Here is a 25315-nt window from a genome sequence, read left to right as displayed (position 1 = left end):
TTCTACGGAGCGGGCCATGACCGCATCCGCGCGGGATGGAGGGAGCCGACGTCATCGTCGTCGGCGGCGGCAACAGCGCCGGGCAGGCGGCCGTGCACACGGCCCGCTTCGCCCGGTCCGTGACGATCATGGTGCGGCGTCCCGACCTGACCCAGACGATGTCGCACTACCTGATCAACGAGATCGAGTACAACCGCCGCATCACCGTCGGGGGGTGCGCGCATCGTCGCCGGGGGTGGCACCGACAGCCTCAGCTGGGTCGACGTCGAGGACGTCAACACGAGGGAGGTGACGCGTCGCGAGATCCGCGGGCTGTTCCTCCTGCTGGGGGCCGAACCCCACTGCGACTGGTTGCCGCCGCTGATCGCCCGGGACGACAAGGGCTTCATCCGCACGGGGCGCGACGTGCCGAAGCAGGCCTCGGACCGACGGCCTGCCGCCCGCCGACCTCGCCACCACGGTGCCCGGCATCTTCGCGGCCGGCGACATCCGCGCGGGGTCGATGAAGCGCGTCGCGTCGGCGTCCGGCGAGGGCGCATCGGTCGTCTCGCTGGTGCACGCCCGGCTCGGATGAGGTTTATTCAACCCAACGGTTGACAATGTCGGACACGTCGGCCTACCTTTATTCAACCAATCAGTTGAAGAAGGTGCTCGCATGACCGATCAGCTCTCCAGGGGTCTTCGCCGCCCCGGCCGACCCTGACCCGGACGCGACATGGTCGCGCGACTCACGGTGGCCGACTCGACGGTGAACGACGGCGGCGCCGTACGACGTCAGCCTGCAGGCCGTCTCGAAGCACCTCAAGGTGCTCGAGGAGGCCGGACTGGTCAGCCGCAGCCGGGAGGCACAGCGCCGACCGGTGCACCTGGAAGCCGAGGTGTTCGACCTGATGACGAAATGGATCGAGCGATACCGCCGACAGGCCGAGGAGCGGTTCAGCCGCCTCGACGCCGTGCTGGCGGCGATGGACTCCCCCGCAACCGGCTCAGCAGACAACCCCACCACTGGAATCCGCACGGAAGGAACCGCATCATGACGACCATGCAGAACGCCGACACGCGCTACACCGAGGCCGCGATCGAGGCCGACGAGAAGGTCCCGGCCATCCACATCTGGCGCGACTTCGCCGCCACCCCCGCCCAGCTGTTCCGGGCGCACACCGACCGCGACGTCTACGCCCAGTGGATCGGACCTGCGAGCGTCGGCGCCGACATCACGCACTGGGACGCCCGGGACGGCGGCAGCTGGAGCTACACCGCACGCGGCAGTGACGGGCGCGAAGACTTCGAGACGTCCTTCCACGGCTGCTTCCACACCGTCCGCGAGGACCGCATCGTGCAGACCTTCACCCGGGACGGCATGCCGGACGGTGTCTCCCTCGAGACGTTGACCTTCGAGGACCTCGGTGACGGCCGGACCCGTCTGCACGCGGTCAGCCTGTGTGACTCGTTCGAGGACCGCGATGCCCGGCTGCGAAGCGGCATGGAGACCGGAGTGAGCGAGGGGCTACGCCGCCATCGACAAGCTCCTCGCGGACGGCGCCATCTGATGGCCCTTCCCGAGTCCCCGGCCGCCCGGCTTTGGCGGTGGCCGGGGCCTTCGGGCGCCCGGTCGCGGGCGCCCGTGACTGGGAGGTGCCCGCGCCGGTGGCGGGCTGGACCGCGCGCGACGTGGTGGGTCACCTCGTCGAATGGTTCCCGGGCTTCCTGTCCGCCGGCGGCGTGGTGGTTGCGCCCGGGCCGGCCGTCGCCGACGACCCGGTCGCCGCCCCGGCAGCACCGGGCGGACGCCGTACAGGAGCTGCTCGACCAGCGCGGGGACGAACCCTTCACCCATCCCCGCGCCGGCAGCCACCGTCTCGCCGACGCCGTCGACCGTTTCTACACCGCCGACGTCTTCATGCATTCTCGGGACCTCGCCCGGGCCACCGGGCAGGAGCCGGGGCTCGACGAGGACTTCGCGGCCACGATGCTCGAAGGCATGCGGCCGATCGAGGAGCTCCTCCGCTCCTCCGGTCAGTACGGCGAAGCCGTGCCGGTCGCAGACGATGCCCCCGTCGTCGATCGACTGATGGGCTTCATCGGCCGCGATCCGAGCTGGACGCCGCCGGCCTGAGTCACGCGAGCTCGTGCCGCCACGGCGGGTCGCCGCCCGGGCGGCTGACCGTGATCGCGGCGGCCCGGCCGGCGTGCTCGAGCACCGCGGTCCAGTCCTGTGCATGCAGCGACCGCAGGCCCTCCCGAGACGCCGGCCCGACCACACCCGGGCCCCAGAGCGCGTCGACGATCGCAGCCGTCACGGTGTCCCCGGCTCCGATGGTGTCGGCCACGACGGCGGTCACCGCGGGCACCTCGCCCTCGTCCTTGGGCGTGAACCAGCGCAGACCGTCCTCGCCCCGGGTCAGGATGAAGGCACCGGCGCCGCGACCCGGGAAGTCGGCCGCCACGTCGGCGTGGTCCCGGGTGGGCCAGAGCTCGTCGAGATCCTCGTCGCTGGCCTTGACCACGTCGGCCAGCGCACCCATCGCCTCGGCGCGCGCGACCACCTCGGCTCCCGTCCCGGTGATGGCCGGCCGGGCGTTGAGGTCGAACACCGTCAGCGCCGACGCCCGGTGCCCGCTCGACCGGGGGCGGCGACGAGCGGAGCACCCGGCTCGATCGCGGCGGCGATCGAGCCGAAGACCACCACCACCGGGACCACGTCATCGGGAAGGTCAGGCAGGTTGAACCGCCAGTCGATGTCGAACTCGTAGGTCGCCGCGCCCGACTCGGCCAGCGTCGCGGTCGCCGTGGCCGTGCGTTCGAGCACGAAGGGGTCGCTGCCGGGTGTCACGGCGTTGTCACCCAGATGGGCCGCCAGCAACCGGCCGTGCTCGTCATCGGCATAGGCCGTCACGAAGCGCACGGGCCGCCCGAGCCGGGCGAGGGCGACCGCTGTATTCTGCAGCACTGCCACCGGGGTGGTCGCGGACGGAACCGTCGCGACCACGCACCACATCCACCAGCGACTCGCCCACGACCAGCGCCACGTGTTCCATGACAGCTTGGTCTACCACTCCTCGCGCGCGTTGGCCCGCCGTAGGGTCGAGGCATGCAGCTGGATCCGATCCACCACGACGCCGAGACGCCGCCGTTCGAGCAGGCTCGCGCCCAGATCGCTGCCCGGATCGAGTCGGGAGTCCTGCCCAGCGGCACCCGGCTGCCGACGGTCCGGGCCCTCGCCGGTGACCTCGGCCTCGCAGTGAACACGGTCGCTCGGGTCTACAAGGAGCTCGAGACGGACGGCCCGGTCGTCACCGAGGGGCGACGCGGCACCTTCGTGAGATCGACGAGCACGGGCGTCGAAGTCGGCGATGTGGCGGCGGCGTACGTCCGGGCCTGCCGTCGCCCGGGGCTGACCCGGGCGGAGGCGGTCCGGCTCGTCGAGAGCGGCTGGAACCGGTGAGATTCGTCGTGTACGGCGCCGGGGCGGTCGGCGGAGTCATCGGCGGGCACCTGTCCCCCGGCCGGCCTGACGGTGTCGCTCGTGGCACGCGGCGAGCACCTCGCGGCGATCCGCGAGGGCGGGCTCCGATTGGACACGGCCACTGGCATGCACCGGATCGTCGCACCCGCCACCGACAGTGCCGCCGAGCTCGAGTGGACTCCCGACACCGTGGTGGTGCTGGCCGTGAAGTCGCACCCGGGCGGCGACGGCGCTGGCCGACCTGCGTGCGCACGCGCCACCGGACACCCCCATCGTGTGCGCGACCAACGGCATCGCCTCCGAGATCGCCGCACTGCGGCAGTTCCGCGCGTCTACGGCATGTGCGTGATGCTGCCGGCAACGCACCTGCAGCCGGGTGAGGTCATTGCCAAGTGCGCACCAACCCCGGGCATCCTCGATGTGGGCCGCATCCCCGGCGGCACCGACGACGTGACCCGAGCGGTCTCGACGGACCCGGGTGCAGCGGGATTCGAGTCCGAGGAACGGTCCGACATCATGGCGTGGAAGCGACGCAAGCTGCTGCTCAACCCGGGCAACGGGGTGGACGCGTCCTTCCGGAAGGGCGACGCGGCCGAGGAGCTGGCGCAGCGCGCGGTCGACGAGGGCGTGCAGGTGCTTGAGGCGAGCGGCCTCTCAGTCGTCCCGGCAGCCGACGACACGCTGCGGCGAGGCTCGATCCTGCGTCGGCGAGACGACCTCCCCGCCCGGGGGCGGGTCCACACGGCAGAGCCTGCAGCGAGGGACCGGCGACAGCGAGGTCGACTACCTCCATGGCGAGATCGTCCTGCTGGGTCGCCTCCACGACATCCGCACCCCCGTCAACGCGGCCATCGTGGCGGCGACGCGCGACCTCACTGCGAACGACGGCACGCCGCGCAGCCTCGATGCACGGACGGTTCTCGACGAGCTCGCGCCGAAATGACGACAGGCCCGCCACTCCTCCCGGGGATGGCGGGCCTGTCGCGCAGGCGATGCTAGCGGTTCACGCGCCGGCGCGGGTGAAGCCGGCGGCTTCGGCGGACTCGGCGGTGTCGAACCACAGCTCGGCCACGGTCGCGGCGAACCACTGACCGTCCGGCTCGTGGAACTTCATCGAGTCCTTGTTGCCCTTGATCGGGGAAGCCCTCGGGCGCCTCGTCGGCGTCCTCGAGCGGGGCGTGCGCACCGGCGGGCAGCTCGTCGGAGCCGTCCACGTCAGCCAGACCCTTGATCTCGGTGTCCTCGACCACGGTCTCCTCGACGACTGGAGCGGCCGCGGCAGCGGTCTTCTTCGACGAGGCGGCCTTCGGGGCGTACGCCTCGGTCACCAGCTCGATGACCGCCATCGGGGCGTTGTCGCCCTTGCGCGGACCGATCTTGGTGATCCGGGTGTAGCCACCGGGACGCTCGGCGAAGGTCGGCGCGATCTCGGTGAAGAGAACGTGCACGACACCCTTGTCGCGGATGGTCTTGAGGACCTCACGACGGTTGTGCAGGTCGCCGCGCTTGGCCTTGGTGATCAGCTTCTCCGCGAACGGGCGCAGCATGCGCGCCTTCGCCTCGGTCGTGGTGATGCGACCGTGCTCGAAGAGCGCCGTGACCCGGTTGGCGAGGATGAGGCGCTGGTGCGCCGGGCTACCGCCGAGGCGCTTGCCCTTCTTGGGCTTGGGCATGATTTCTCTCGATTCTCTCGGGCCGTACTAGGTACTCGAGTAGATGCTGCTGAATGTGGGCAATCGTGCTGATGGCGTGTGCCTCGCAAACGCGAGGCGCACGCCAGCAGTGCGATCTAGTACTGCTCGTCCTCGACGAAGGCGTCGTCGTCGTCATCGCCGTACGCCGCGAGCGCAGCGTGCGGGTCGAAGCCGGGCGCGCTGTCCTTGAGGGACAGGCCCATCTCGACCAGCTTGGCCTTGACCTCGTCGATCGACTTCGCACCGAAGTTGCGGATGTCGAGCAGGTCCTGCTCCGAGCGGCTGATGAGCTCACCCACGGTGTGGATGCCCTCGCGCTTGAGGCAGTTGTAGGAACGGACCGTCAGCTGCAGGTCCTCGACCGGGAGGGCGAGGTCGGCGGCCAGCTGCTCGTCGACGGGCGACGGGCCGATGTCGATGCCCTCGGCCTCGACGTTGAGCTCACGAGCCAGACCGAACAGCTCGACCGGGGTCTTGCCGGCCGAGGCGATCGCGTCGCGGGGACGGATCGACTGCTTGGTCTCGACGTCGATGACGAGCTTGTCGAAGTCGGTGCGCTGCTCGACACGGGTGGCCTCGACCTTGTAGGTCACCTTCAGCACGGGGCTGTAGATCGAGTCGACCGGCATGCGGCCGATCTCGTTGTCGGCACCCTTGTTCTGGACGGCCGAGACGTAGCCGCGGCCACGCTCGACGACAAGCTCCATCTCCAGCTTGCCCTTGTCGGACAGCGTGGCGATGAGCAGCTCGGGGTTGTGGACCTCGACGCCCGCGGGCGGCGCGATGTCGGCGGCCGTGACGGCACCGGCACCGGACTTGCGCAGGTACATCGTGACGGGCTCGTCGTGCTCGGAGGAGACGACCGGGCCCTTCAGGTTGAGGATGATCTCGGTGACGTCCTCGGTGACGCCCTCAATGGTCGAGAACTCGTGGAGGACGGTGTCCACCTTGATGCTCGTGACCGAGGCACCCGGAATGGAGGACAGGAGGGTACGGCGAAGCGAGTTGCCGAGCGTGTAGCCGAAGCCGGGCTCGAGGGGCTCGATGACGAAGCGCGAACGGAACTCGTCCACGGACTCTTCGGACAGGGTCGGGCGCTGAGCGATAAGCACTTATTTTTCCTTCCCGGATCCAACCACCATTTGATGGACCCGATCTCACGTGAAAAGGAGGCGTCGGAGGCCGCCCGCTGGCGAGCGGCCACCGACAGGGAATTACTTCTTGGAGTAGTACTCGACGATGAGCTGCTCAGTGACCTGCGTGTCGATCTGCGCGCGCACCGGGACCTGGTGCACGAGGATGCGCATGCGACCGGGCAGCGCCTGCAGCCAGGGCCGGGACGTGACGCTCGGCGTGGGTCTCATGAGCCACGATGAACGGCGTCATCTCCAGCGACTTCTCGCGCACGTCGATGATGTCGTGGGCCGAGACACGGAAGCTGGGGATGTCGACCTTGTGGCCGTTGACCGGGGAAGTGACCGTGCACGACGAGCTGGCGAGCAGCGCGACGGGTGCGGGCGAAGCCGGCACGGTAGACGACGTTGTCGAGACGGCACTCGAGGAGCTGAAGCAGGTTCTCGCCGGTCTTGCCACGGCGACGGTTGGCTTCCTTGTAGTAGCGAAGGAACTGCTTCTCCATGACGCCGTAGGTGAAACGGGCCTTCTGCTTCTCACGCAGCTGGAGGAGGTACTCGCTCTCCTTGATGCGGCCGCGACCGTGCTGGCCGGGGGGTAGGGGCGCTTCTCGAAGGACGAGTCGCCGCCGACGATGTCGACACCGAGACGGCGCGACTTACGGGTCATGGGTCCGGTGTAACGGGCCATGTCAGTCTCTCTTTCTCAGTCTCGGGTCAGACGCGCCGGCGCTTGGGCGGGCGGCAACCGTTGTGGGGGGTGGGGGTGACGTCCTGGATGGTGCCGACCTCGAGGCCGATGGCACCCAGCGAACGGATCGCGGTCTCGCGACCCGAACCCGGACCCTTGACGAAGACATCGATCTTCTTCATCCCGTGGTCCATGGCCCGACGACCAGCGGCCTCGGCAGCCATCTGGGCGGCAGAACGGGGTCGACTTGCGCGAGCCCTTGAAGCCGACGGTGCCGGCGGAGGCCCACGAGATCACGGCGCCGGTGGGGTCGGTGATGGTGACGATGGTGTTGTTGAACGTGCTCTTGATGTGGGCTTCGCCCTGAGCAATGTTCTTCTTCTCCTTGCGACGCACCTTGGTGGCGCGGCTCTTGGGAGGCATAGATTTCTCCTATGAGTTTCTGGTCTGGAAGCTTCGTGAGACGGCGGTGATCAACGCGTGACGCGTCGGGTCACTTGGCCTTCTTCTTGCCGGCGACAGTGCGCTTGGGACCCTTGCGGGTGCGCGTTGGTCTTGGTGCGCTGGCCGCGGACCGGGAGGCCCATGCGGTGGCGGCGACCCCGGTAGCTGCCGATCTCGATCTTGCGGCGGATGTCCCCCTGGACCTCACGGCGGAGGTCACCCTCGATCTTGAAGTTGGCTTCGATCTCATCATGAAGCTTGACCAGCTCCTCGTCACCGAGCGTGTGCACGCGGGCGTTCGGGTCAACCCCGGTCGCGGCGAGCAGCTGCTGGGAGCGGGTACGGCCAATGCCGTAGATGTAGGTGAGTGCGATCTCGATGCGCTTGTCGCGCGGGGAGGTCCACACCAACGAGGCGTGCCATGTGGCGTTTCCTTGTCTGTTCTCGCAATGGTTTCTGGTCGTGTCGCGTCCCATCCCGCCTCGGGTGGGCTCCGGCCAGTGCTCCGGAGGTGGTTTCGGTCAGGGAGTCCCCGGCCTAGCGATCACGTTGTGGTTGAGCGGTGATGTTCAGATCCGGCGGAGCCGGAGCTGAATGTCATCGCGAGCCGCGCTGCCGCTTGCGGCAAGCGGTGATTAACCCTGCCGCTGCTTGTGACGCGGGTTCTCGCAGATGACCATGACGCGGCCGTGACGACGGATGACCTTGCACTTGTCGCACATCGGCTTGACGCTCGGGTTGACCTTCATGTCAGCCCTTTCTAGCTCGTGAGTGGCTGCTACTTGTATCGGTAGACGATCCGACCTCGGGTCAGGTCGTAGGGAGACAGCTCCACCACCACGCGGTCCTCAGGGAGGATCCGGATGTAGTGCTGGCGCATCTTGCCGCTGATGTGGGCGAGGACCTTGTGTCCGTTGGTCAGCTCGACCCGGAACATGGCATTCGGCAGGGCCTCCACGACGGTGCCCTCGATCTCGATCACGCCTTCTTTCTTCGGCATGTCCTCCGCAATCTGTTGTTCGGTCTTCTACCGTTTGTTGCTCCGCTCCCCCTCATTGGAAGGGCATGGAACGGGTGGCCCGCGAACCTCCATCGGTTGATGGTGGACCTCGTGCGGTGACTGGTGGTGTCTCTTCCCGGGCACGCTGCGAACCGCTCGTTGCGAGCGGATCTTGCGCGATCGGGCAGCCGCGAGGCACCACAAAGCACAACCCACGTTGGGCCGACACGCCAGTTTAGTCAGTCACAGGATCAAAAGACCAATCAGGACGAACGTCGCTTGCCACCCGGGGTTCGCCGACGCAGTCGAGGCAGCCCGGGCGGGCCGGGCAGTCGTGACCGGCGGGTTTTCGAGGCGGACTGCCCGGCCCCGTCGCCCGGCTGGAACATCGGCTTGCTCGCCTCCGACGGGGTCGCCTTCGCACGGCGCAGGGACGCCGGGCTGACGGCCGCCAGCCAGCGCCGGCGCCGGCCCACCGAGTGCGACATGGCTCGGCGTTCGGACTCGACCGACTCCCAGTACGTCGCCGCCGCGTCAGCCTGCGGCACCGTCGGTCCGAAGACAAAGCTGTCGGCGCGACGGGCCAGCGCCGGAGCCGACTGCGAGCCGATGGACCCGGACTGCTCACGCCGGGTGATGGTCGGTCCGAGCGGCACGGGCTGGCCCGGGTCGCGAGCATGGTCGACGAGCTCGCGCCGGGCTCCGACGAAGCGGGCGGACACGCTCGCCGCGGTGCGCCGGCGGCGGCGCCGCAGCACCTTCGCGCCCACGATCGCCCCCGGGATGACGGCGACGAGGATCAGCGGACCCCCGACGTACTTGCCGACGAAGACCACCCGGGCGGGGACGCGATCGCCGAGCGACGTGTCATCCTCCTCGTCGTCCCCGGTGGCCTTGCGCTCCTTCAGGTCGGCATCGCTCTGGTCGCCGGCGTCCGACGGCGGCGGGATCGGCGCGGGCGGCGGCACGACGGTGCCGCTCATCGGGGTGTTGGTCTCGGGCAGCTCCTCGGCCGGGGGCTCGTTGGACATGAACTTCTCCGTGGCCAACGTCCGCCACGAACCGTCCGCCGCCCGCAGCTCGACCCACGCCTGCACCTGCTCGCCCTTGACCACGCCACCCTCGGGGATGACGGCCCCCAGCACGACACGGGCCGGGACGCCCACCTCGTTGGCGAGCAGGGCCATCACCGCGGCGTACTGCTCGTCGTTGCCGACGATCTGCTCGTCGTTGACGAACTCGTCGGACAGTCGCAGGACGTGGTGGCCGGGGTGGTAGACCTGCTCGGCCTTGCGGACGCCGTCGGAGTACTTCCCCTCGGTCCGCAGGTGCTCGGCTATCGCCCACACGCGCTCCATCGGGGTCGTGGCCTGCTCGGCCCAGTCCGTGGCCGGCGTCTTGAGGAAGCCGGTGCCGGGAGGCGCTGCCGACAGGGCGGTCGAGGGCAGCATGTCCGGGGTCACGTCGTCGCTCGGCTGCACGGCCGTGAAGGTGTAGGTGTCGCCTCGGCGTACACCCGACGGGACCACTGCGGTGGAGGTCGCCGAGGTTGTAGCGGAAGGACTCAGCCTTGGCCTCCGGGTCGCCGAGGCGGAAGTCCACCCCTTGCAGGGCTCCGATCGTCGGCAACCACACTCCGTCGTAGCCCTCGCCGATCGTGACCGTTGCCTCGACCTTCTCGCCCTCGACCGGATTGTCGATCGTCGAGGACACCCGCTGGAACGAGTCGTCGGCGGTCCCGGGCAGGGCGTCGTTGGAGGCGCCCCAGACCATCCCGTCGTACATGTCCATCGCGGCGATCCGGATCCGCTGACCGTCGGCACCCTTCACGGTGAACAGGACCTTGTCGTAGACGTTGGCGAGCTCCTCGTTGGCCCCCGTGTCGATGTACTTGCAGGAACCCCGCCAGCGGCGACGGGTAGCGCCCGATGTCGAACGGTGGCTCGACCCGGGTCCGGGCGACCGTCCGGCCCTCGTCGTCGTCACCGGTGACCAGAGCGCTCGCCGGTAGCGCCAGCGCCGATGCCAGCACGACCAGCCCGGCGCCGAGGGCGACCCGGCCCCACCCGGATGAGCCGCCGTGGACCGTCGCCGAGGCCCGACGCGCCCGGATCGCCAACCAGCCGAGCGCGGCCGCAGCGAAGACCGAGCCCTGCACCGGGACGGACTGCGGGTGGCGCACGCCGAGGAGGATGACCACGACCGGGATGCCGGTCAGGCCCAGCACCGGCAGCAGGGCGCTCAGCCGAGAGCGAGAGAGACGGACACCGCTCAGGGCGGTGCCGACCAGACCGGCCACGAGGCCCAGCAGCCACGGCAGGACGAGCAACGGGCCGTCGCCGTCCACCGGGGGAGCGTCGTCAGCATGTCCTTCCAGCCGAAGATGGCCTGGTCCACCAGCGTGCCGAGGGTCGAGCCGCCCGGCAGGAAGGCGGTGTCGCCGACAGCTCGCAGGCACAGCGGCCCGCCCAGCAGGAAGAACAGCACGGCCGGGATCAAGAAGGGCGCCACCGGGGGGCCAGCCGAGGGCGCGGGTCGAGTGCGTCACCACGATGCCGAGGACGACGCCGATGACGCCCACCACGAGGAAGCCGACACCGGTGAACGACGTCGCGAAACCGCTCAGTGCCAGCGCGCTGAGGAGCAGGACGAACAGCAGGTCGAGGAGGGTCGCCGGGTCCGGCAGCACGCGGCTGCGTCGCGACCGCGTGACCGTGTCGAGGTTGGACGACTGCGTGCTCACTTGACGCTCCAGAGGAGAAGGCCGCCGAGGTCCTGCTTCTCCGCGAGGTGCAGCACCGGCAGCCCGCCGGTCTCGGTGACCCGACTGGTGCCCGACGGGTCGATGAGGATCGCGTAGCGGCGTACCTCCGGCGGGAAGGCCGCCGCACCTCGCAACAGGTCGGTGAACTCGGTGTCGGGGCCGCCGATGAGGAAGAGCAGGCTGCAGTCGGGCGCGACACGGGTGGCGCGGCGAGCGGACTTCACGATGCCGGTGCGGCCGTGCTCGGCGCGGCAGACGGCGTCCGGGGGCAGTGCCCGTCGTTGCCGGTCGACGCGGTCTCGCCGCAGACGAAGGACACGTCGAACTCGTCCAGCACGGCGCGTACGGCGATGGAGGCCGCGACGGACATGGCCGTCTCGGAAGTCGTCGGGGTCCGCCCGGGAGGACTCGACGTCGTCGACCACGATCGCGGCGTGGCTGCGCCCGGTGTCGAGGTATTGCCGCACCAACAGGCTGGACTCGCCGCCGGAGGCCATCACCTTGGCCGACGAACGCCAGTGGATGTGGCGGAGGTCGTCACCGGGGACGTATTCACGCAGGGCGTGGAAGGCGAGGTCGCTCTGCGACAACGCATCGGTCGAGACACCCTCGAGGTCGCGCAGCAGTCCCGCGCCCAACGAGTCCAGCGGCACCATGGTGGGCCGGACCAGCACCTCGCGTACGGGCGTCCAGACCATGTCACGGGAGAAGATGCCGATCGGGTCACCACGACGGGTCGTGGCCGGTCCCACGGAGATCACCCCGCGGTGCTCGGTGCGGATCGTGAACGCCTCCTCGTGACGACCGCCTGCCGGCAGCGACGAGATGCCGTAGCGGTGCATCGACGAGCCGACCGGGACCTCGAGGGTGGTGGGGATCAGTCGACCGTTGGCGATGTTCTTGACGATGACCCCGGCGGCGACCGACTCCCCGCGGCCACCCGCTCGGGCTCGAGCCGCAGGTCGACCGAGACGTTGGTGCGCCCGATGAGGAAGGGGACCGCGAGCAGGAGGAGCAGCAGGCAGGCGGCAGCGATCACGGCGAGCTCACGCCAGTTGGCCAGCGTCGCGACGTACAACGCACCGATTCCGAGGCCGAGGATCAGCCACCCCACCGGGCGCACGATCGTCAGCAGCTGCTTGACCCGCTCCATCAGCTGACTCAGGCCACCCGGTCGGTCGGGGGCGCGACCGCGTCGAGCAGTCGACCGATGACGGTCTGGACGCTGACCCCGCTGAACTGCGCCTCGGCGTCGAGGAGCAGGCGGTGCGACAGCACGGGCTCGGCGAGCTCCTTGATGTCGTCCGGCACCACGTGGTCACGGCCGTCGGCCGCGGCCCGAGTCTTGGCGACGCGGATGAAGGCCGGGCAGCCACGCGCCGACAGGCCGAGCTTGACGTGCGGCTGGCGTCGCGACTCCTCGGCCAGCTCGGCGACGTAGCCCACGACCGCGGGATCGACGTAGACACGGTCGGCGAGACCACTCATCTGGGAGATCGTGGCGGCCGTGATGACGGGCGTGACCAGCGAGGCCCGGTCGCGCACTGCGGCGTTGACGAGGAGCTCGATCGTGGCTGCGCGGTCGGGATAGCCCATCGACGTCTTCATCAGGAAGCGGTCGAGCTGGGCCTCGGGCAGGCGGTAGGTGCCGGCCTGCTCGATCGGGTTCTGGGTGGCGATCACCGGGAACGGCCGCCCCACGGAGTGGGCCACACCGTCGACGGTGACGCGGCTCTCCTCCATCACCTCGAGCAGCGCCGACTGCGTCTTCGGCGAGGCGCGGTTGATCTCGTCGGCGAGCACGATCGTGTGGAAGATCGGACCGGGGTGGAAGTCGAACGTGCCTTTGTGCTGGTCGTAGACCGTGACCCCGATGACGTCGGAGGGCAGCAGGTCGGGCGTGAACTGGATGCGGGCATTGGAGCCCTGCACCGTGTTGGCGAGCGCCCGCGCCAGCATGGTCTTGCCCGTGCCGGGGAAGTCCTCGAGGAGGATGTGACCCTCCGACAGCAGGCACGTGAGGGCCAGCCGGACGACGTGCCGCTTGCCCAGCACGGCGATCTCCATGTTGTCGGTCAGCTGGTCGAAGGTCTTCTTGAACCAGTCGGCCTGCTCGTGCGAGATGGTCATCGTGCTCCTCGTTGTCTGATTCGGTTCGGGGTGAGTCTGGTCATCCGGGCCAGCTGAAGGATTGGGTGACCTTGAAGTACTTGTTGCCGCCGCTCCCCGACTCACAGGTCACCTCGACCGTTCCCCGCTTGAACACCCAGTCGGTGGCGGTGTCGCCCCCCGCTCAGGTTGCCGATGTAGCTGTACGTCTCGGAGAACTCGCGGCCGTCGCCGCCGGAGACCCAGCAGCCGTAGACGGCGCGGGCACCGGTGACCCGGGAAGCCGAGCTTCCCGCAGCTGGCCTCCATGCAGTCCTGACCGAGCAACCGCCCGTCGGTGCAGTCGTTGCTGGTGATCGGATTCCCGTCGGCGTCGACGTCACCGTCGTTGCAGCCGACCCGCTTGTAGAGCGAGAGAACGGGTGGCGGCGGATCACCGGAGTCGACCCTGGTTGAACTTCACGGCCTCACCTCGACCGGCGGGGTTGTCGTCGAAGAGCCGGACCGCGATGTTGGTGCGTGTGTTGTAGTCGGACACCGTGACGGTCTTGGTGAACTGGAAAGTCCCCGGGGCGCCCTGCGCGAAGACCTCTTCCGCGCCGCCGTCGATGCTGACGCCGACCCGAGCCGCGTCGCCGTTCGACGTGCCGCTGATGGTCCGAGTCACGTTGACTCCGTTGACCACCGCAGTGGGCTCAGCAATGTGTTCGGGCCGCAATGGACCGTAGGTCTGGACGACCTTCTGCTCCGAGGTGCTGCAGCCGACCTTGGCGGCGAACTCGTTGCACATCCGCATCACGACGGGATAGGCCGTGTCGTTGCCACCCGTCCTCACGAGCTCGTTGATGACCTGCCCCGGGGCCACGTTGTTCTCCCGGGCGACTCCGCCGCCGACGAGGATGGCGGCACGGGCGACGTCGCCCCGCGACTCGGGTGCGGTGCCGGTGACCCCTGGCCTCACCGTCCACTCCGGTGGGGACAACGGTGATCGCCCCCCAGTTGGCCGGTTTGCCGACCGCCTCGAAGGTGACCGGCGCGCTGTCCGCGGAGGTGTTCTTGAGGTTGTGGGCCTGCACGACGTAGGAGTAGTTGACGCCGTCGTATGCCACACCTGAGTGCGTGCAGGTCGTCGCCTGGATGCGACTGCAGCCCGGGACGGGTGCGACCGGTCCAGCGTTTGCGGAGTAGAGGAGCGTGTAGAGCGTCGGCGCCGGCCCCTCGGGCAGGGTCGCCGTCCGAGTCGCCGCGACGTCGGTGTTGTCGACTCCGGACTGTCGATCGACGACGGTGAGCCCGACCGGCGGCGCGGGCGTCCCCAGTGGCTGCAGCGGGATGGAGTCGCGACGTGGCGACCAGCCCACACTGTTCTCTGCCTCGACCGAGAAGATGTACTTCTGGTTGTTGTCCAGACTGCTCACGGGCAGCTGCAGCTGGGTGCCGGCCACCGGGACTGCCGGCTGGCCCAGCCAGCTGATGCGGTACTGCTTGATCGGCGTGGCGCTCTCGGGCTTCGACCAGCCGATCGTGATCGTGTGGTCGCCGCGGCTGATCATCCGGACGTTGGAGACCCGGGCAGGTCGCGTGTCGGCGTACGCCGTCCTCGACAGGTCGCTCCACGGTCCCTGCCCGACCTTGTTCACGGCCGCGACGCGGAAGTTGTAGTCCTTGCTCTCCTTCAGGCCCGTGAAGTCGCAGCTGGTGGTGCGGCACTTGCGTGTGTCACCCGACCGCTCCTCCCTGAGCACGTAACCGGTGATCGGCGAGCCACCGTCGTCCTTGGGCGCGAACCACCCGAGGCGGATGGCGCCCTTCTCCACGTTGGTGTAGTCGTAGGGCTCACTGGGTTCACCCGGCAGTCCGGCGACCTCGACCTCGAGCCGTCCCTCAGCGCGGCGCGCGGGGCCGGCGGACGAGTCGTCGATGTCGCTCATGACGACGCGGAAGACGACGGTGCCCTTGGCATCTGGACCCGCCCGGAGCGTGACCCCGGACTGACCATCCGGGTTGGCCGTCACACCCGAGCCACTGATCAGGTCGGCCGAGAGGACCCTCGGTGAGGGGGCGGCAAGATCGGACACGAGGTAGCGAGCCGGGTCTAGGTCGCGGGACTTCCCCGCCTCGAGCTCCTCACCGCGGATCGCCAGCATGGTCGGCGGGGACGCGCTTTCCGGGCGGAAGCGCACGTCGGCCGGCTCGCTGCCCTCGGCGGTGATGGACAGCGTGGCCTCGCCACCTCTGCTCGCGTCCTCATCGGCGGCGACGCGAAGCACCGGAGTGCCGTTGCCTGAGACGGTGAGCCCGTCGAGCTCGCTGGTCCAGTGCCCTCGTAGTCCAGCGTGGCGGCGTCAGCCGGATCGAGTGTCCAGACGTTGCAGAAGGACGCGACGTCGAGCTCGAAGGTCTTGCCTGCGGGCATCGGAATGGTGGTCTGCGGGCACTCCAGCACGGGGGTGTCGTCCCCGACCCGGACCGGGATCGACAGCAGGGCGGTGTAACCGTCAGTCGGGTCCTGCGGGTCCTCGTTGCCTGCCTCGTTGGTCGCCGTCGTGACTTCCAGCAGAAGGGCTCCCGGGCCGCGGTAGCCGGGTCGGGCGGACACCTCGAACGAGTCGTCGCCCGTACGCTGCGTCTCCAGATCCGTCGGCGAGGCCGACACGGACTGGCGCCCGGTCAGCCGCAACGTTCCTCCGGACGGATTGACGACGTAGTCCTTGAGCTCGCCCTTGGCCGAGCCCCCTCGTCGATCATGATCTCCGCGCCCGGCTTCACGTAGGGGATCCCGGTCCCGGTCGGCGGTACGTACAACGACGCGGTTGCCGCCGCGCCGTCAGCGTCCTCGACCCGGAAGGGGACCACGATCGGGTCGGCCCCGCGAGTCACCTTGATCGTGGAGCCGTTGACGGTGGCCGCGCCCTCGGCGGCGTAGACCTCCGCCACCTTGAGGTCGGCAACGGTGCCGTCGGGGTCGTAGGCGCCCCCGAGGACGTCGACCGCGACGCGATCACTGTCGTCGGCCCGGCCGAAGGAGTCGAAGACGACCGGCGGGTTCTTGAAGTCATCCGCGGTGTCGACGCGCAACGTGGCCCTCGAGGTGGAGATGCCGTTGGAGATCTCGTAGACGACGATCACCGCCGTGCCCTTGGTGGTCGTCGACGCAGGCACGGAGACCGAGGTTGGTGTCCCGGTCGATCTCGACACCTTCGGGCTCGTCGACCAGCCGGAGCTTGACCTCGTCGCCGGGCGCGACGTAGTCGTTGGCGATCGGGTCGAAGACGGCGGTCCGGCCGGGCTCGACCGTGAGCTGGTCGGCCACCGCGAGCGGAGGCTGGGGCTCACCGGGCGGCACGACGGCCACGCGCACAAGTCCGGTCGCGACGGCCCCGTGGCTGTCGACGACGGAGTACTCGAACTCGTCGGTGCCCGTCATGCGCGGATAGGCCCCGGTACTCGAGGAAGTTGCCCCCGAAGGAGCTGATGCGGCCCCGTGTCGGTGCGGACGTGATGCCCGACACCGTGACCGGATCGCCTTCAGCGTCGATGCCGCTACCGGGCAGCCTGACCTTGATGACGCCGCCCGAGACCACGCGGCCCTCGAGCGTCGGCGGATCGGGAGCAGTGTTGGGGGCCTTGGTCGGGGTGACGACCACCGTCAGTCGCCCGATCGACGTCTCCCCGGTCGTGGGGCGCGCGATGTAGCGAACGTCGAACGAGTCCTGCTCCTTGAGGTCCGGAGCGATGTAGCGGATGTTGCGACCGGACACGAAGGCGGTGCCGATGTCTCCCTTGACACCGACCAACCGGTCGATCTCGAGCTGACCGGGGACCTCCTGCGCCGCGTCGGCGACCAGCGAGAGCCGGTCGCCCGACGGGGAGATGTCGTTGTCGAGCACGGGCGCGGTGACCGATGAACCACTGCGCACGTGCACCCGGTCGGGCGTGGTCACCGGCGAGTTGTCGGACGGCGCCGGTCGCTGGCTGACCGAGACCTCCCCCTCGATGCCCGAGGTGGAGCCGTTGCTGATCGTGTAGTGCACGAGCTGCGGATTGGGCGACAGGTCGCCCCGGCTCGCGGAGATCCGCAACCAGCGACCGTCGATGATCGCGACGTCGACCGGGGTTGCGGTTGTCGGCGACAGCACGTTGGACCACGAGCAGGCCACCCCGCGGGATCCGGGTCGTTGGCAAGGACGTCGACGATCCCGGCGCCCCGGCCGAAGACCGTCAGGTTGTCCGGCATCGCGATCGGGTCACCGGGCGACTTGGGACGAGGGCGTACGTCGATGCGGATCGTCTCCGAGTCGAGCCCGGCCTTGCCGAACGCCGCGTCGTACTCGATGAAGTAGGTGTCCGGCTTGTCGGCGGTGAACGTGATGACGCCGCTCTCAAGGTCCGTCTTGATCGTCGCGCCGGTCTGCGCAGGGATCTTGCCACCGAGCAGCAGCTCGGCATTCGGGTCGCCGGGGTCCGAGCCGGGCAGGTCGTTGAGCAGGGGCCGGATCTTGATCGGCTGGCCCTCTTCGCCGCGGACGACGTCGGGCTCGGCGGTCGCCGGGTAGGTCTCGCGGTCGCGCTCCTCCTGCACGTCGAAGGTGATCGTCTCCTTCACCGGCTCCGAGCGACCGTCGCTGACGGTGTACTCCACCCGGTACGTGTCGCCGCCCCGGCGCGAGCCCGTGAAGCGGATCCTCCCGTCGGAGGTCGTGCGGGCAACGGCGCCCGATTCGCCGGCGCCGAGCACCACCGCGGAATCGAGGACGAGGCTGTCGCCGTCGGAGTCGTCGCGCCAGTCGGAGAGCACCGGGACCGTGACCGCCCCGTTGGCGGGCGTTCGCCACCTGCGGGGTTCGAAGCCGTTGCGCAGTGCGGGCCGCTCGTTCTCGCCATTTCCGCGTACGGCGACGCTGACCGTCGCATGGGCACTGAAGTTGCTCCGGCCGTCGTCGATGTAGTAGTCGAACGAGGTGTTGCGGGCCTTGTCCGGCAGCCGGAGCACGATGGTCTGGCCGTCGGGACTGATCTCCGCCGTGGCGTCTCCCGTGGGCTGCTCCACGTTGACGATGCTCAGCAGCCGCCCTTCGGGGGCCGAGTCGTTGTCCGGGGGTGCAGGACCGTCACTCGCCCCGCGCGAGCGCCGTAGTTGTCGGCCTTCGCCTCGGGCGGAGTGCGCTCGCCCGAGCTCTGCTCCCCGGTTCTTCTTGTCCTCGTCCTTCACGTTCTTGCTCTTGGTGAAGGCGTTCCAGTTGTCGATCTCCTCGGGTGCCCGGTCGTCCGGGTCCCACACGGTCCCGCTGCTGTCGTCGTTGAGGACGATCTGTCCGCGGTTGACCCGGAAGGAGAGGTTGCTCGCCTTGCCGCCGAGCGTCGAGTGCTGCGCGCCGTCGGCACCACACTGCACGATCAGCTCGCCGAGGCCGCCCGACCGGGCGGCATACGAACAGGCACCGAGCCGGACGGACTCGATCGCCCTGCCGCTCCCCTCGCCCACGACACTGGTGTCGCCGGACTCGAGATCGACGCTGCGCAGGCTGTCGGGCGTGGTGACCAGCACGGAGGTGGCGTCCGGGCCAGCCTGCTGGAGCACGCTGCCCTCGGGCACCGTCGTGGTGGCGCCGTCGAGCACGGCCAGCTCGCCACTGGCGCCGTCGAGGGTGACGACGGTCTCGCCGACCGCGGTGAGACTCGTGGGCGAACCCGCCTCGTCGGGCAGGTCCTCCTCGCGGGGCTTCTCGAACAGGTCTCCGTCGGGGACGAGGTAGGTGACCGTGCCCTCCTCGGCGGACGTGGCGATCACGGTCCCCGACTGCGTCACCGTCAGGGCCGCTCCGTCACCGACGGTCGTCACGGCCTTGGCCCGGACGTCCAGCGGCGAGATGAGCGGCTTGCCCCGCTGCGGGTCGAGTCGCACTGCCCACAGGTCGCCTGTCTCGGGATCGATGGACGCGAACGTGCCGCCCGCCATCTGCAGGTCGCCGTCGGTGGGGATCGAGATCTTGCCCGTGGCGTCGAACTTCGAGGTCAGCGGATCGATGACCTGGGCCGTGCCTGCCTTGCGATCGATCGCGGCGACGGCCGCGCCGTCCTGCACGATGTCGAGGTCTCGGTCGCCGCCGTTCTCGCCGTAGACGATCGTGTCGAGCTGGTTGATCGGCTTGTTGATCCGGCCGTTGATGCCGCGATCGCCGTGGACGACCCAGATGCCTCCGTCGTTCAGCTGGGCCTCGTGGGCCCGGTAGCCGTCGGCCGCCACGGCATAGCCGATGACCGCACCTGCGGCCAGCACCGGGGCAGTGTTGGACGCCACGGCAGCCTTGTGCCGACGTATGAATCCAGCGCGTGCCACCAGCGTCCCCCTACGAAGCTGTGCGACTAACCCGAAAAGCCGCACGGTGAGCGTATGTAGGTGTGCGCTTGAGGACAAGTTGAGACAGAGTGGCGTCTCATCAGCGACCATGGTTGACAGGTCGCATGACCGGGCATGGGGCAAGGTATGACAGCAGTGGCCACTCAACGGGGTGAGGAGGCAAGCGTGGTCGTGGAGACCGGGTACGCCGCAGGGGATGGCGTCCTTCTCGGCGCGGGGGATCACTGGGTGCTCGTGACCGACCCGGGAGACGACGACGTCCCGGACGAGATCTGGGACGTGATCTCGGGCGCGCGCGCGAGCGACACGCCGATCACCGAGCAGGTGCTGGCGATCGTGGAGAAGGCCTTCGGGGGCGCGCCCCCGGCTTGGCGATCGTCGACCTCGCCAACGGCGGATCAACGTCCATCTCGCGGGGCAGCGGACACGTCCGCGTGTCCGGCGCCGATCGGGTCCTCTCGCTCGAGGGTGGCTCGGACCCGGACGCGATGCCGCGACTGCGCCGCCTCGCCGGGGGCGTCGTGGCCGCTTCGCGCGCGACGCTGAAGCCACTCGCCCACCGCACGGCGCCGCCCCGAGTCCACGCCACACCACCTCCGCCGGCCGGCGGCCTGCTCATCGACGGCATCCCGGACTCGATCCTTGCCGCGAGCGGGCCCGATGGTCCTCCCCCGCGACAGCGTCGCCGGTCCGCGCCCGACCGCGACCACGACACCGGCTCCCTCACCGACACGACCGAGCCCGACCCCGCGTTCATCGAGCGGATCTCCGAGGGCACGCACACCACCATCCAGCCGCCGGGCGCCGAGGGACCTGTCGACGAGCCGGTCGACGACCACGACGGGTCCACCGTGCACCGACCGGAGCTCGCCGCGCACCTGCGCCACGAGACCTCCGACCTCGTGCTCGCGATCAACTGTCCCAGCGGACACCTGACGCCGGCCGACAGCAGGTCGTGCCGGGTCTGTCGCCAGCCAGTGGCTCCCCGGGAGCCGCACCGTGTGCCGCGGCCCACGCTGGGCGGACTCCGCCTGCCCACCGGGGAGGTCGTGCCGCTCGATCGCGGTGTCGTGCTGGGACGCAAGCCGGCACCACTCGAGGACAGCACCGACTGGCCGCACCTCGTGCACCTGCCCGCCGACCACACGTTCGTGTCGCGCATGCACCTGCACATCGAGCTCGACGGCTGGAACGTCCCGGCGCGCGACCTCGATTCGCGGGGTGGCACGATGCTCACCATGCCCGGACGCGATCCCGAACGAATGCGCGCCGGCGAGGCCTATGTCCTCGAGCCCGGTTGCCGTCTCGACTCGGCCGAGGTCTACGAGGTCCGCTTCGAGGTCGGCCCGGTGGTGCCACGGTGAGTTCCCCGATGAGTGCACCAGTCATCGGTGGCTTCACGTTCGTCGAGCACCTGGGCAGTGGCGGTTTCGCCGATGTCTTCCTCTACGAGCAGCAGTGGCCCCGCCAGCGCGTCGCCGTCAAGGTGGTGCGCCCCGACGTCCCCCTCAACGACCGCGAGAAGCAGCTCTTCACGGCCGAGGCCAACGCGATGGCCACGCTGGCCGACCACCCCTACATCGTCTCGGTGATCACCGCCGGCGTCACCGCCGACGGCGGCCGGCCCTACCTCGTGATGCGCTACTGCCCGCCGCCCGACCTCGGCGTGCGCGTGCGGTCCAACCCGATGGCGGTCGTGGACGCCGTCAGCACCGGTATCAAGCTGGCCAGCGCCATCGAGACCGCGCACCGCTCGGGCATCCTGCACCGCGACATCAAGCCCAGCAACGTGCTGGTCACGACCTACCACGAGCCGGCGCTCACCGACTTCGGCATCGCCGGGCACATCGCCGACGTGGCGGGCGAGAGCGACGTGCGCATCTCCTACCCCCGGTCGCCGCCCGAGCTGCTCGACGGGCGCTCCAACGGGTCCGTGGTCTCCGACGTCTACTCCCCGGGCGCCACGATCTGGCACCTGCTCGTCGGTCGTTCCCCGTTCTCGATTCCCTCCGGTGACAACTCGACCCGGGCGCTCAGCGCTCGCATCCTGCACGCCGCCGCACCGGCCACCCAGCGCTCGGACGTGCCGCCGGCACTCGACCGGCTGCTCCAGCAGTGCCCGGCCAAGAACCCCGCCCACCGTCCGCAGAGTGCCCTCGAGCTCGCGCGCAGCCTGCAACAGATCGAGGCCGCCGCCAACTGGCCGCGGACCGGCGTGGCGGTGGAGGGCGATCGTCACGACTCCTCGGTGGCGGCCGCCGAACCGGAGCCGGAGGAGGACCGGACTGTGATGAAGGCCGTCACGGTGATCTCCGCCTCGGGTCCGCGCCGGATCGCGACGGCGCAGACCACGCCCGAGACCGAGCCCGACGACCGCCGGGTCTCGGGCATCGTGTGGGCCGTCATCGGTGTGGTGGCCACGATCGCCCCGGTGGGCGGCCTGATCCTCAGCGGAGGCGGTGGCCGCGACGAGCCCCCGCCCGTCACCCCCACCACCTCCGACACGCCATCGCCGCTCATCGCCGACACCCTCACGCGTCCGCCGAGCCTCAGCGGACAGCGCAAGGGCGGCGCGGTGGTGTTCCGGTGGGACAGCCCGGAGTCCGTGGACGCCGGCGACGAGTGGATCTGGCAGGAGGTCGGCGCCGAGACCTTCGAACGCACGACCGGGCTCTCCGCCGGGATCACCAGCGACGAGCAGGTGTGCCTCGAGGTGCGCCGGGTGCGCGGTTCCGACGAGTCGCCCACGGCCAACGAGTGCGTGCCCTGAGCGAGGAGCGGCGGACGCGACGTAGTCGCGGCGGGCGCTCCTCGCGAACCCCGCAGCCGCTTGCGGCAAGGGGGCGTCTCCCGCGACGTAGTCGCGGCGGGCGCTCCTCGCGAACCCCGCAGCCGCTTGCGGCAAGGGGTCGCCTCATCGTCGCGGCACTCGCCATGGCCTGTACGCCGCTGCCCACCCCCGCGCAGGCCGCGGACGACTCCCGGGTCGATCGGCTGCTGTCGGCCGTCGAGGTCGTGGCCACTGAGCCCTACCACCCCGGCTACGACCGCGACTGCGATCCGGGGGCCTGCGTCTCCGGCGAGCCGTGGACCGACGACCACGACGGCCCGTTCGCCCACAACGGGTGCACCACCCGCGAAGACGTGCTGCTCCAGCAGATGCGCGACATCGAGATGCGGTGGGGATCGAAGTGCCGCATCTACGACGCCCGGCTCACAGACCCCTACACCGGTCGTCGGCTGACGTGGCAGGACGACGGTTACTACATCTCGATCGACCACATCTACCCGCTGGCCGAGGCGTGGCACGGCGGCGCCCGGGCGTGGCCGCAGCGTCGCCGTACAGCCTTCGCGAACGACGTCCGGCGCGGGCTGCTCGCCGTCTCGGCCGCCGCCAACGACGCCAAGGAGGCGTCGAGCCCCTCGGAGTGGCTGCCGCCTCGCCGGCGCTACCACTGCACCTATGCGCGGAAGTATCTCCGGGTGGCAGTGGCGTGGGACCTTCCGATCACCAGCGCCGACGAGGCGACACTGCGCCGCCCGGAGTGCTGAGCAGCCTCGGCTGCTGATTCAGTCGTTGTCCCAGTCACGGCGAGGACCCGTTGCGGCGTCCTGCTCGGCCGCGGTCATCCGACCGGAGACCACCCGGGGACGCGACCGCGGTGACGGCCGGGGTGCCGATGATGACCACGAGCGACAACCAGATCGGGATCTCGGGCGCCCAGTGGATGCCGTGGCCGCCGTTGATGAAGGGCAGCTCGTTCTCGTGCATCGCGTGCAGGATCAGCTTGACGCCGATGAAGGCGAGCAGGAACGCGAGCCCGTAGGACAGGTAGATCAGGCGCTGGAGCAGGCCGCCGATCAGGAAGTAGAGCTGGCGCAGGCCCATCAGCGCGAAGATGTTGGCGGTGAAGACGAGGTAGGGGTCCTGGGTGAGGCCGTAGATCGCCGGGATCGAGTCGAGCGCGAACAGCAGGTCGGTCGTGCCGAGGGTCAGCACCACCGGGAACATCGGGGTGATGACGCGCTTGCCGTTCTCCGGGCTGAAGAGTTTGGTCCCGTTCCATTCCTTGGTGGCCGGCAGGTGGTTCTCCGCGAACTTCACCGGGCGGTTCTCCTCGTACTCGTCCTCGTCCTCACCGCCCTCCTTGGCCAGCTTGACGGCGGTGTACACGAGGAAGAGGCCGAAGAGGTAGAAGACCCAGCTGAACTCGTTGACTGCGGCGGCGCCCACGATGATGAAGATCGCCCGCATGATCAGGGCCAGCACGATGCCGATCATCAGCGCCGTCTGCTGGAACTGCCGGGGCACGGCAAAGCTGTTCATGATGATGATGAAGATGAACAGGTTGTCGACCGAGAGGCTGTACTCCGTCAGCCAGCCGGCGAAGAACTCCGCCCCGGGGTTGGGCGAGAGCTCGTGCGGGTGGGCGAAGACGAGCAGTGCCACGCCGAAGACGATCGCCATGCCCACGAAGAGCGCCGGGTGGCGTGATACCTCGCCCATGGTGGGCTCGTGCGGGCGCCGGGCGATGACGAGCAGGTCGACCAGCAGCACCCCCACGGTCACGACGATCGTGATCGCCCAGACTGCGGGTGAGGCGACCGAGTCGCCGAGAATTGCATTCACGTGTGGATTCTCCTCCGGAGTGGATCGGGACTGCACACGGCATTCACCGCGCGTACGTAGGACTCCGGAGGTCTCTTCCGCTCGCGACTCCTGCGCACGCGAACCGATGGCACCGGGTGTGGGCTCGCGCCCGCGCCTGTACTGACGACACCATCACGGGGAATACTCCCCTCCTGTGTCGTCAGTCTTTCACGCGTGTGTACGGCGACGCGAACTCGCCCACGCGCCGACCGCTTCAGCGACCGCCGAACGGGACTCCGAGCTCGGCGAGGCGTGCGGCCCCACCGTCGACGGCCGTCAGCACCCGGGTGCCCTCGGGCGTGAGCGTGAAGGTGTGCTCGGAAGTGGGCGGCCATCGACCCGTCGATCGTGGCTACGGTCCAGTCGTCCTCGAGGAGGTCGGTCTCCTTCGACCCGAGGGTCACCATCGGCTCGACCGCAAGGGCGAGGCCCTCCACGAGCGTCGGGCCCTTGCCCGGGCGACCGAAGTTGGGGACGTTGGGCGCCATGTGCATCTCGGTTCCGATGCCGTGTCCGGTGTAGTCCTCGAGGATGCCGTAGCTCCCCCGGCTGCGGACGTGACGCTCGACGGCGTGCGAGATGTCGGTGACACGCCCTCCGAGCCGGGCCGCGGCCAGACCCGCCCACAAGGCTGCCTCGGTGACCCGCATGAGCTCGGTGACCTCGGCAGCGACCTCACCGATCGCTACCGTGATCGCGGCGTCGCCGTGCCAGCCGTCGACGATCGCACCGCAGTCGATGGAGATGATGTCGCCGTCGGCCAGCACACGCTGGCCGGGGATGCCGTGCACGACCTCGTCATTGACCGACGCACAGATCGTGGCCGGGAAGGGCGGGTGGCTGTATCCCTTGAACGACGGGATGCCGCCGTGGTCGCGGATGTTGGCCTCGGCGATCGCGTCGAGCTCGCCGGTGGTCACACCCGGGCGGGCGGCCGCGCGCAACAGCTCGAGGGTCTCCCCACCGGGAGCCCGGCGACCCGCATCTTGTCGATCTGGGCGC

27 protein-coding genes and 5 pseudogenes are annotated in these 25315 nt (G+C 69.5%); 9 read left to right on the top strand and 23 right to left on the bottom strand.

Going from position 1 to position 25315, the window contains the following annotated elements; translation table 11 throughout:
- The first annotated feature begins 35 nt into the window (after window positions 1-35).
- Entirely contained in the window at window positions 36-506 is a 471-nt protein-coding gene (locus LP418_RS16865; protein ID WP_257952940.1) for an NAD(P)-binding domain-containing protein, read from the top strand.
- Window positions 507-634: 128 nt separating this feature from the next.
- Here LP418_RS16865 and LP418_RS29930 read toward each other — a convergent pair whose 3' ends face one another.
- On the bottom strand, window positions 635-805 hold the full coding sequence (locus LP418_RS29930; RefSeq protein WP_272496276.1) for a hypothetical protein: 171 nt from the start codon (window positions 803-805) through the stop codon (window positions 635-637).
- Between the two features lies 1 nt (window position 806).
- Here LP418_RS29930 and LP418_RS16860 point away from each other — a divergent pair, with 1 nt between their 5' ends.
- Window positions 807-1037 (top strand): hypothetical protein, encoded by a 231-nt coding sequence (locus tag LP418_RS16860; RefSeq protein WP_272496275.1) that lies wholly within the window; start codon window positions 807-809, stop codon window positions 1035-1037.
- Entirely contained in the window at window positions 1034-2116 is a 1083-nt protein-coding gene (locus LP418_RS16855; RefSeq protein WP_257952939.1) for an SRPBCC domain-containing protein, read from the top strand. Before LP418_RS16860 ends, LP418_RS16855 begins: the two co-directional genes overlap by 4 nt.
- Before the next feature lies 1 nt (window position 2117).
- Here the strand turns inward: LP418_RS16855 and LP418_RS16850 are convergent, their stop codons facing one another.
- Complete coding sequence (locus LP418_RS16850) at window positions 2118-2594, bottom strand: PfkB family carbohydrate kinase (RefSeq protein WP_257952938.1); 477 nt, start codon at window positions 2592-2594, stop codon at window positions 2118-2120.
- Window positions 2595-2596: 2 nt separating this feature from the next.
- Window positions 2597-2989 carry a hypothetical protein gene (locus LP418_RS16845; RefSeq protein ID WP_257952937.1) on the bottom strand — a complete coding sequence of 131 codons (393 nt, stop codon included), beginning with the start codon at window positions 2987-2989 and terminating at the stop codon, window positions 2597-2599.
- A 102-nt stretch (window positions 2990-3091) separates the two neighbouring features.
- On the opposite strand from LP418_RS16845, the gene LP418_RS16840 reads away from it, so the two are divergent.
- Together LP418_RS16840 and LP418_RS33675 are read left to right on the top strand one after the other, a co-directional pair.
- Window positions 3092-3445 (top strand): GntR family transcriptional regulator, encoded by a 354-nt coding sequence (locus LP418_RS16840; protein ID WP_257952936.1) that lies wholly within the window; start codon window positions 3092-3094, stop codon window positions 3443-3445.
- Between the two features lie 499 nt (window positions 3446-3944).
- On the top strand, window positions 3945-4409 hold the full coding sequence (locus LP418_RS33675) for a ketopantoate reductase family protein (RefSeq protein ID WP_442939933.1): 465 nt from the start codon (window positions 3945-3947) through the stop codon (window positions 4407-4409).
- A gap of 202 nt (window positions 4410-4611) precedes the next feature.
- On the opposite strand, the pseudogene rplQ reads toward LP418_RS33675, so the two are convergent.
- The 18 genes and pseudogenes from rplQ to LP418_RS16740 form a co-directional block, all read right to left on the bottom strand.
- Window positions 4612-5139 (bottom strand): annotated as a pseudogene (rplQ, locus tag LP418_RS16825) (50S ribosomal protein L17); the annotation flags it as partial.
- Window positions 5140-5255: 116 nt separating this feature from the next.
- A complete protein-coding gene (locus LP418_RS16820; RefSeq protein WP_257952934.1) occupies window positions 5256-6272 on the bottom strand; it encodes a DNA-directed RNA polymerase subunit alpha in 1017 nt (338 codons plus the stop codon).
- A 102-nt stretch (window positions 6273-6374) separates the two neighbouring features.
- A pseudogene (gene rpsD / locus LP418_RS16815) lies at window positions 6375-6984 on the bottom strand (30S ribosomal protein S4).
- Window positions 6985-7010: 26 nt separating this feature from the next.
- A pseudogene (gene rpsK / locus LP418_RS16810) lies at window positions 7011-7407 on the bottom strand (30S ribosomal protein S11).
- Window positions 7408-7477: 70 nt separating this feature from the next.
- Window positions 7478-7851: pseudogene (gene rpsM / locus LP418_RS16805) on the bottom strand (30S ribosomal protein S13).
- Between the two features lie 212 nt (window positions 7852-8063).
- Window positions 8064-8177 (bottom strand): 50S ribosomal protein L36, encoded by a 114-nt coding sequence (rpmJ, locus tag LP418_RS16800; protein ID WP_056707964.1) that lies wholly within the window; start codon window positions 8175-8177, stop codon window positions 8064-8066.
- Window positions 8178-8206: 29 nt separating this feature from the next.
- On the bottom strand, window positions 8207-8428 hold the full coding sequence (infA, locus tag LP418_RS16795; RefSeq protein ID WP_036490070.1) for a translation initiation factor IF-1: 222 nt from the start codon (window positions 8426-8428) through the stop codon (window positions 8207-8209).
- A 263-nt stretch (window positions 8429-8691) separates the two neighbouring features.
- Entirely contained in the window at window positions 8692-9957 is a 1266-nt protein-coding gene (locus LP418_RS16790; protein ID WP_257952933.1) for a transglutaminase-like domain-containing protein, read from the bottom strand.
- A gap of 35 nt (window positions 9958-9992) precedes the next feature.
- Entirely contained in the window at window positions 9993-11171 is a 1179-nt protein-coding gene (locus tag LP418_RS16785; RefSeq protein WP_257952932.1) for a hypothetical protein, read from the bottom strand.
- Window positions 11168-12034 carry a DUF58 domain-containing protein gene (locus LP418_RS16780; protein ID WP_257952931.1) on the bottom strand — a complete coding sequence of 289 codons (867 nt, stop codon included), beginning with the start codon at window positions 12032-12034 and terminating at the stop codon, window positions 11168-11170. Before LP418_RS16780 ends, LP418_RS16785 begins: the two co-directional genes overlap by 4 nt.
- A gap of 35 nt (window positions 12035-12069) precedes the next feature.
- Window positions 12070-12345, bottom strand: a complete 276-nt coding sequence (locus tag LP418_RS16775) for a hypothetical protein (RefSeq protein ID WP_257952930.1) — start codon at window positions 12343-12345, stop codon at window positions 12070-12072.
- An 8-nt stretch (window positions 12346-12353) separates the two neighbouring features.
- Window positions 12354-13322, bottom strand: coding sequence for an AAA family ATPase (locus tag LP418_RS16770; protein WP_257952929.1), 969 nt, complete (start codon window positions 13320-13322; stop codon window positions 12354-12356).
- Window positions 13323-13734: 412 nt separating this feature from the next.
- A complete protein-coding gene (locus LP418_RS16765; RefSeq protein ID WP_257952928.1) occupies window positions 13735-13968 on the bottom strand; it encodes a hypothetical protein in 234 nt (77 codons plus the stop codon).
- Window positions 13969-13996: 28 nt separating this feature from the next.
- Window positions 13997-15571 (bottom strand): fibronectin type III domain-containing protein, encoded by a 1575-nt coding sequence (locus tag LP418_RS16760; protein WP_257952927.1) that lies wholly within the window; start codon window positions 15569-15571, stop codon window positions 13997-13999.
- 400 nt (window positions 15572-15971) lie between these two features.
- Complete coding sequence (locus LP418_RS16755) at window positions 15972-16430, bottom strand: hypothetical protein (protein WP_257952926.1); 459 nt, start codon at window positions 16428-16430, stop codon at window positions 15972-15974.
- Window positions 16357-16656 (bottom strand): hypothetical protein, encoded by a 300-nt coding sequence (locus LP418_RS16750; protein WP_257952925.1) that lies wholly within the window; start codon window positions 16654-16656, stop codon window positions 16357-16359. The genes LP418_RS16755 and LP418_RS16750 overlap by 74 nt, the downstream gene beginning before the upstream one ends.
- Window positions 16634-17245, bottom strand: a complete 612-nt coding sequence (locus LP418_RS16745) for a hypothetical protein (RefSeq protein ID WP_257952924.1) — start codon at window positions 17243-17245, stop codon at window positions 16634-16636. The genes LP418_RS16750 and LP418_RS16745 overlap by 23 nt, the downstream gene beginning before the upstream one ends.
- Window positions 17242-19602, bottom strand: coding sequence for an Ig-like domain-containing protein (locus tag LP418_RS16740; RefSeq protein WP_257952923.1), 2361 nt, complete (start codon window positions 19600-19602; stop codon window positions 17242-17244). Before LP418_RS16740 ends, LP418_RS16745 begins: the two co-directional genes overlap by 4 nt.
- A gap of 225 nt (window positions 19603-19827) precedes the next feature.
- Here LP418_RS16740 and LP418_RS16735 point away from each other — a divergent pair, with 225 nt between their 5' ends.
- The 4 genes from LP418_RS16735 (at window position 19828) to LP418_RS16720 (ending at window position 23214) form a co-directional block, all read left to right on the top strand.
- Window positions 19828-20208, top strand: a complete 381-nt coding sequence (locus LP418_RS16735) for a hypothetical protein (RefSeq protein WP_257952922.1) — start codon at window positions 19828-19830, stop codon at window positions 20206-20208.
- The gene (locus tag LP418_RS16730; protein WP_257952921.1) at window positions 20151-21026 is read left to right on the top strand and encodes an FHA domain-containing protein; all 876 of its coding nucleotides are present in this window, start codon (window positions 20151-20153) and stop codon (window positions 21024-21026) included. The genes LP418_RS16735 and LP418_RS16730 overlap by 58 nt, the downstream gene beginning before the upstream one ends.
- Before the next feature lie 8 nt (window positions 21027-21034).
- Window positions 21035-22432 (top strand): serine/threonine-protein kinase, encoded by a 1398-nt coding sequence (locus tag LP418_RS16725; protein WP_257952920.1) that lies wholly within the window; start codon window positions 21035-21037, stop codon window positions 22430-22432.
- A 164-nt stretch (window positions 22433-22596) separates the two neighbouring features.
- Window positions 22597-23214, top strand: coding sequence for an HNH endonuclease family protein (locus LP418_RS16720; protein WP_257952919.1), 618 nt, complete (start codon window positions 22597-22599; stop codon window positions 23212-23214).
- Window positions 23215-23248: 34 nt separating this feature from the next.
- Here LP418_RS16720 and LP418_RS16715 read toward each other — a convergent pair whose 3' ends face one another.
- Entirely contained in the window at window positions 23249-24292 is a 1044-nt protein-coding gene (locus LP418_RS16715) for a TerC/Alx family metal homeostasis membrane protein (RefSeq protein ID WP_257952918.1), read from the bottom strand.
- Between the two features lie 235 nt (window positions 24293-24527).
- A pseudogene (gene map, locus LP418_RS16710) lies at window positions 24528-25298 on the bottom strand (type I methionyl aminopeptidase).
- Between the last annotated feature and the right edge of the window lie 17 nt (window positions 25299-25315).

This window comes from Nocardioides sp. B-3, assembly GCF_024703895.1.
Taxonomy (GTDB): Bacteria; Actinomycetota; Actinomycetes; order Propionibacteriales; family Nocardioidaceae; genus Nocardioides.
This window is presented reverse-complemented; position numbering and strand designations above follow the sequence as displayed.

Coding starts and splice junctions, on each gene's coding strand:
- LP418_RS16865 (WP_257952940.1), top strand. CDS start 36: ATGGAGGGAGCCGACGTCATCGTCGTCGGCGGCGGCAACAGCGCCGGG.
- LP418_RS16855 (WP_257952939.1), top strand. CDS start 1,034: ATGACGACCATGCAGAACGCCGACACGCGCTACACCGAGGCCGCGATC.
- LP418_RS16840 (WP_257952936.1), top strand. CDS start 3,092: ATGCAGCTGGATCCGATCCACCACGACGCCGAGACGCCGCCGTTCGAG.
- rpmJ (WP_056707964.1), bottom strand. CDS start 8,177: ATGAAGGTCAACCCGAGCGTCAAGCCGATGTGCGACAAGTGCAAGGTC.
- infA (WP_036490070.1), bottom strand. CDS start 8,428: ATGCCGAAGAAAGAAGGCGTGATCGAGATCGAGGGCACCGTCGTGGAG.
- LP418_RS16780 (WP_257952931.1), bottom strand. CDS start 12,034: ATGCACCGCTACGGCATCTCGTCGCTGCCGGCAGGCGGTCGTCACGAG.
- LP418_RS16775 (WP_257952930.1), bottom strand. CDS start 12,345: ATGGAGCGGGTCAAGCAGCTGCTGACGATCGTGCGCCCGGTGGGGTGG.
- LP418_RS16770 (WP_257952929.1), bottom strand. CDS start 13,322: ATGACCATCTCGCACGAGCAGGCCGACTGGTTCAAGAAGACCTTCGAC.
- LP418_RS16730 (WP_257952921.1), top strand. CDS start 20,151: ATGCCGCGACTGCGCCGCCTCGCCGGGGGCGTCGTGGCCGCTTCGCGC.
- LP418_RS16725 (WP_257952920.1), top strand. CDS start 21,035: ATGAGTGCACCAGTCATCGGTGGCTTCACGTTCGTCGAGCACCTGGGC.
- LP418_RS16720 (WP_257952919.1), top strand. CDS start 22,597: ATGGCCTGTACGCCGCTGCCCACCCCCGCGCAGGCCGCGGACGACTCC.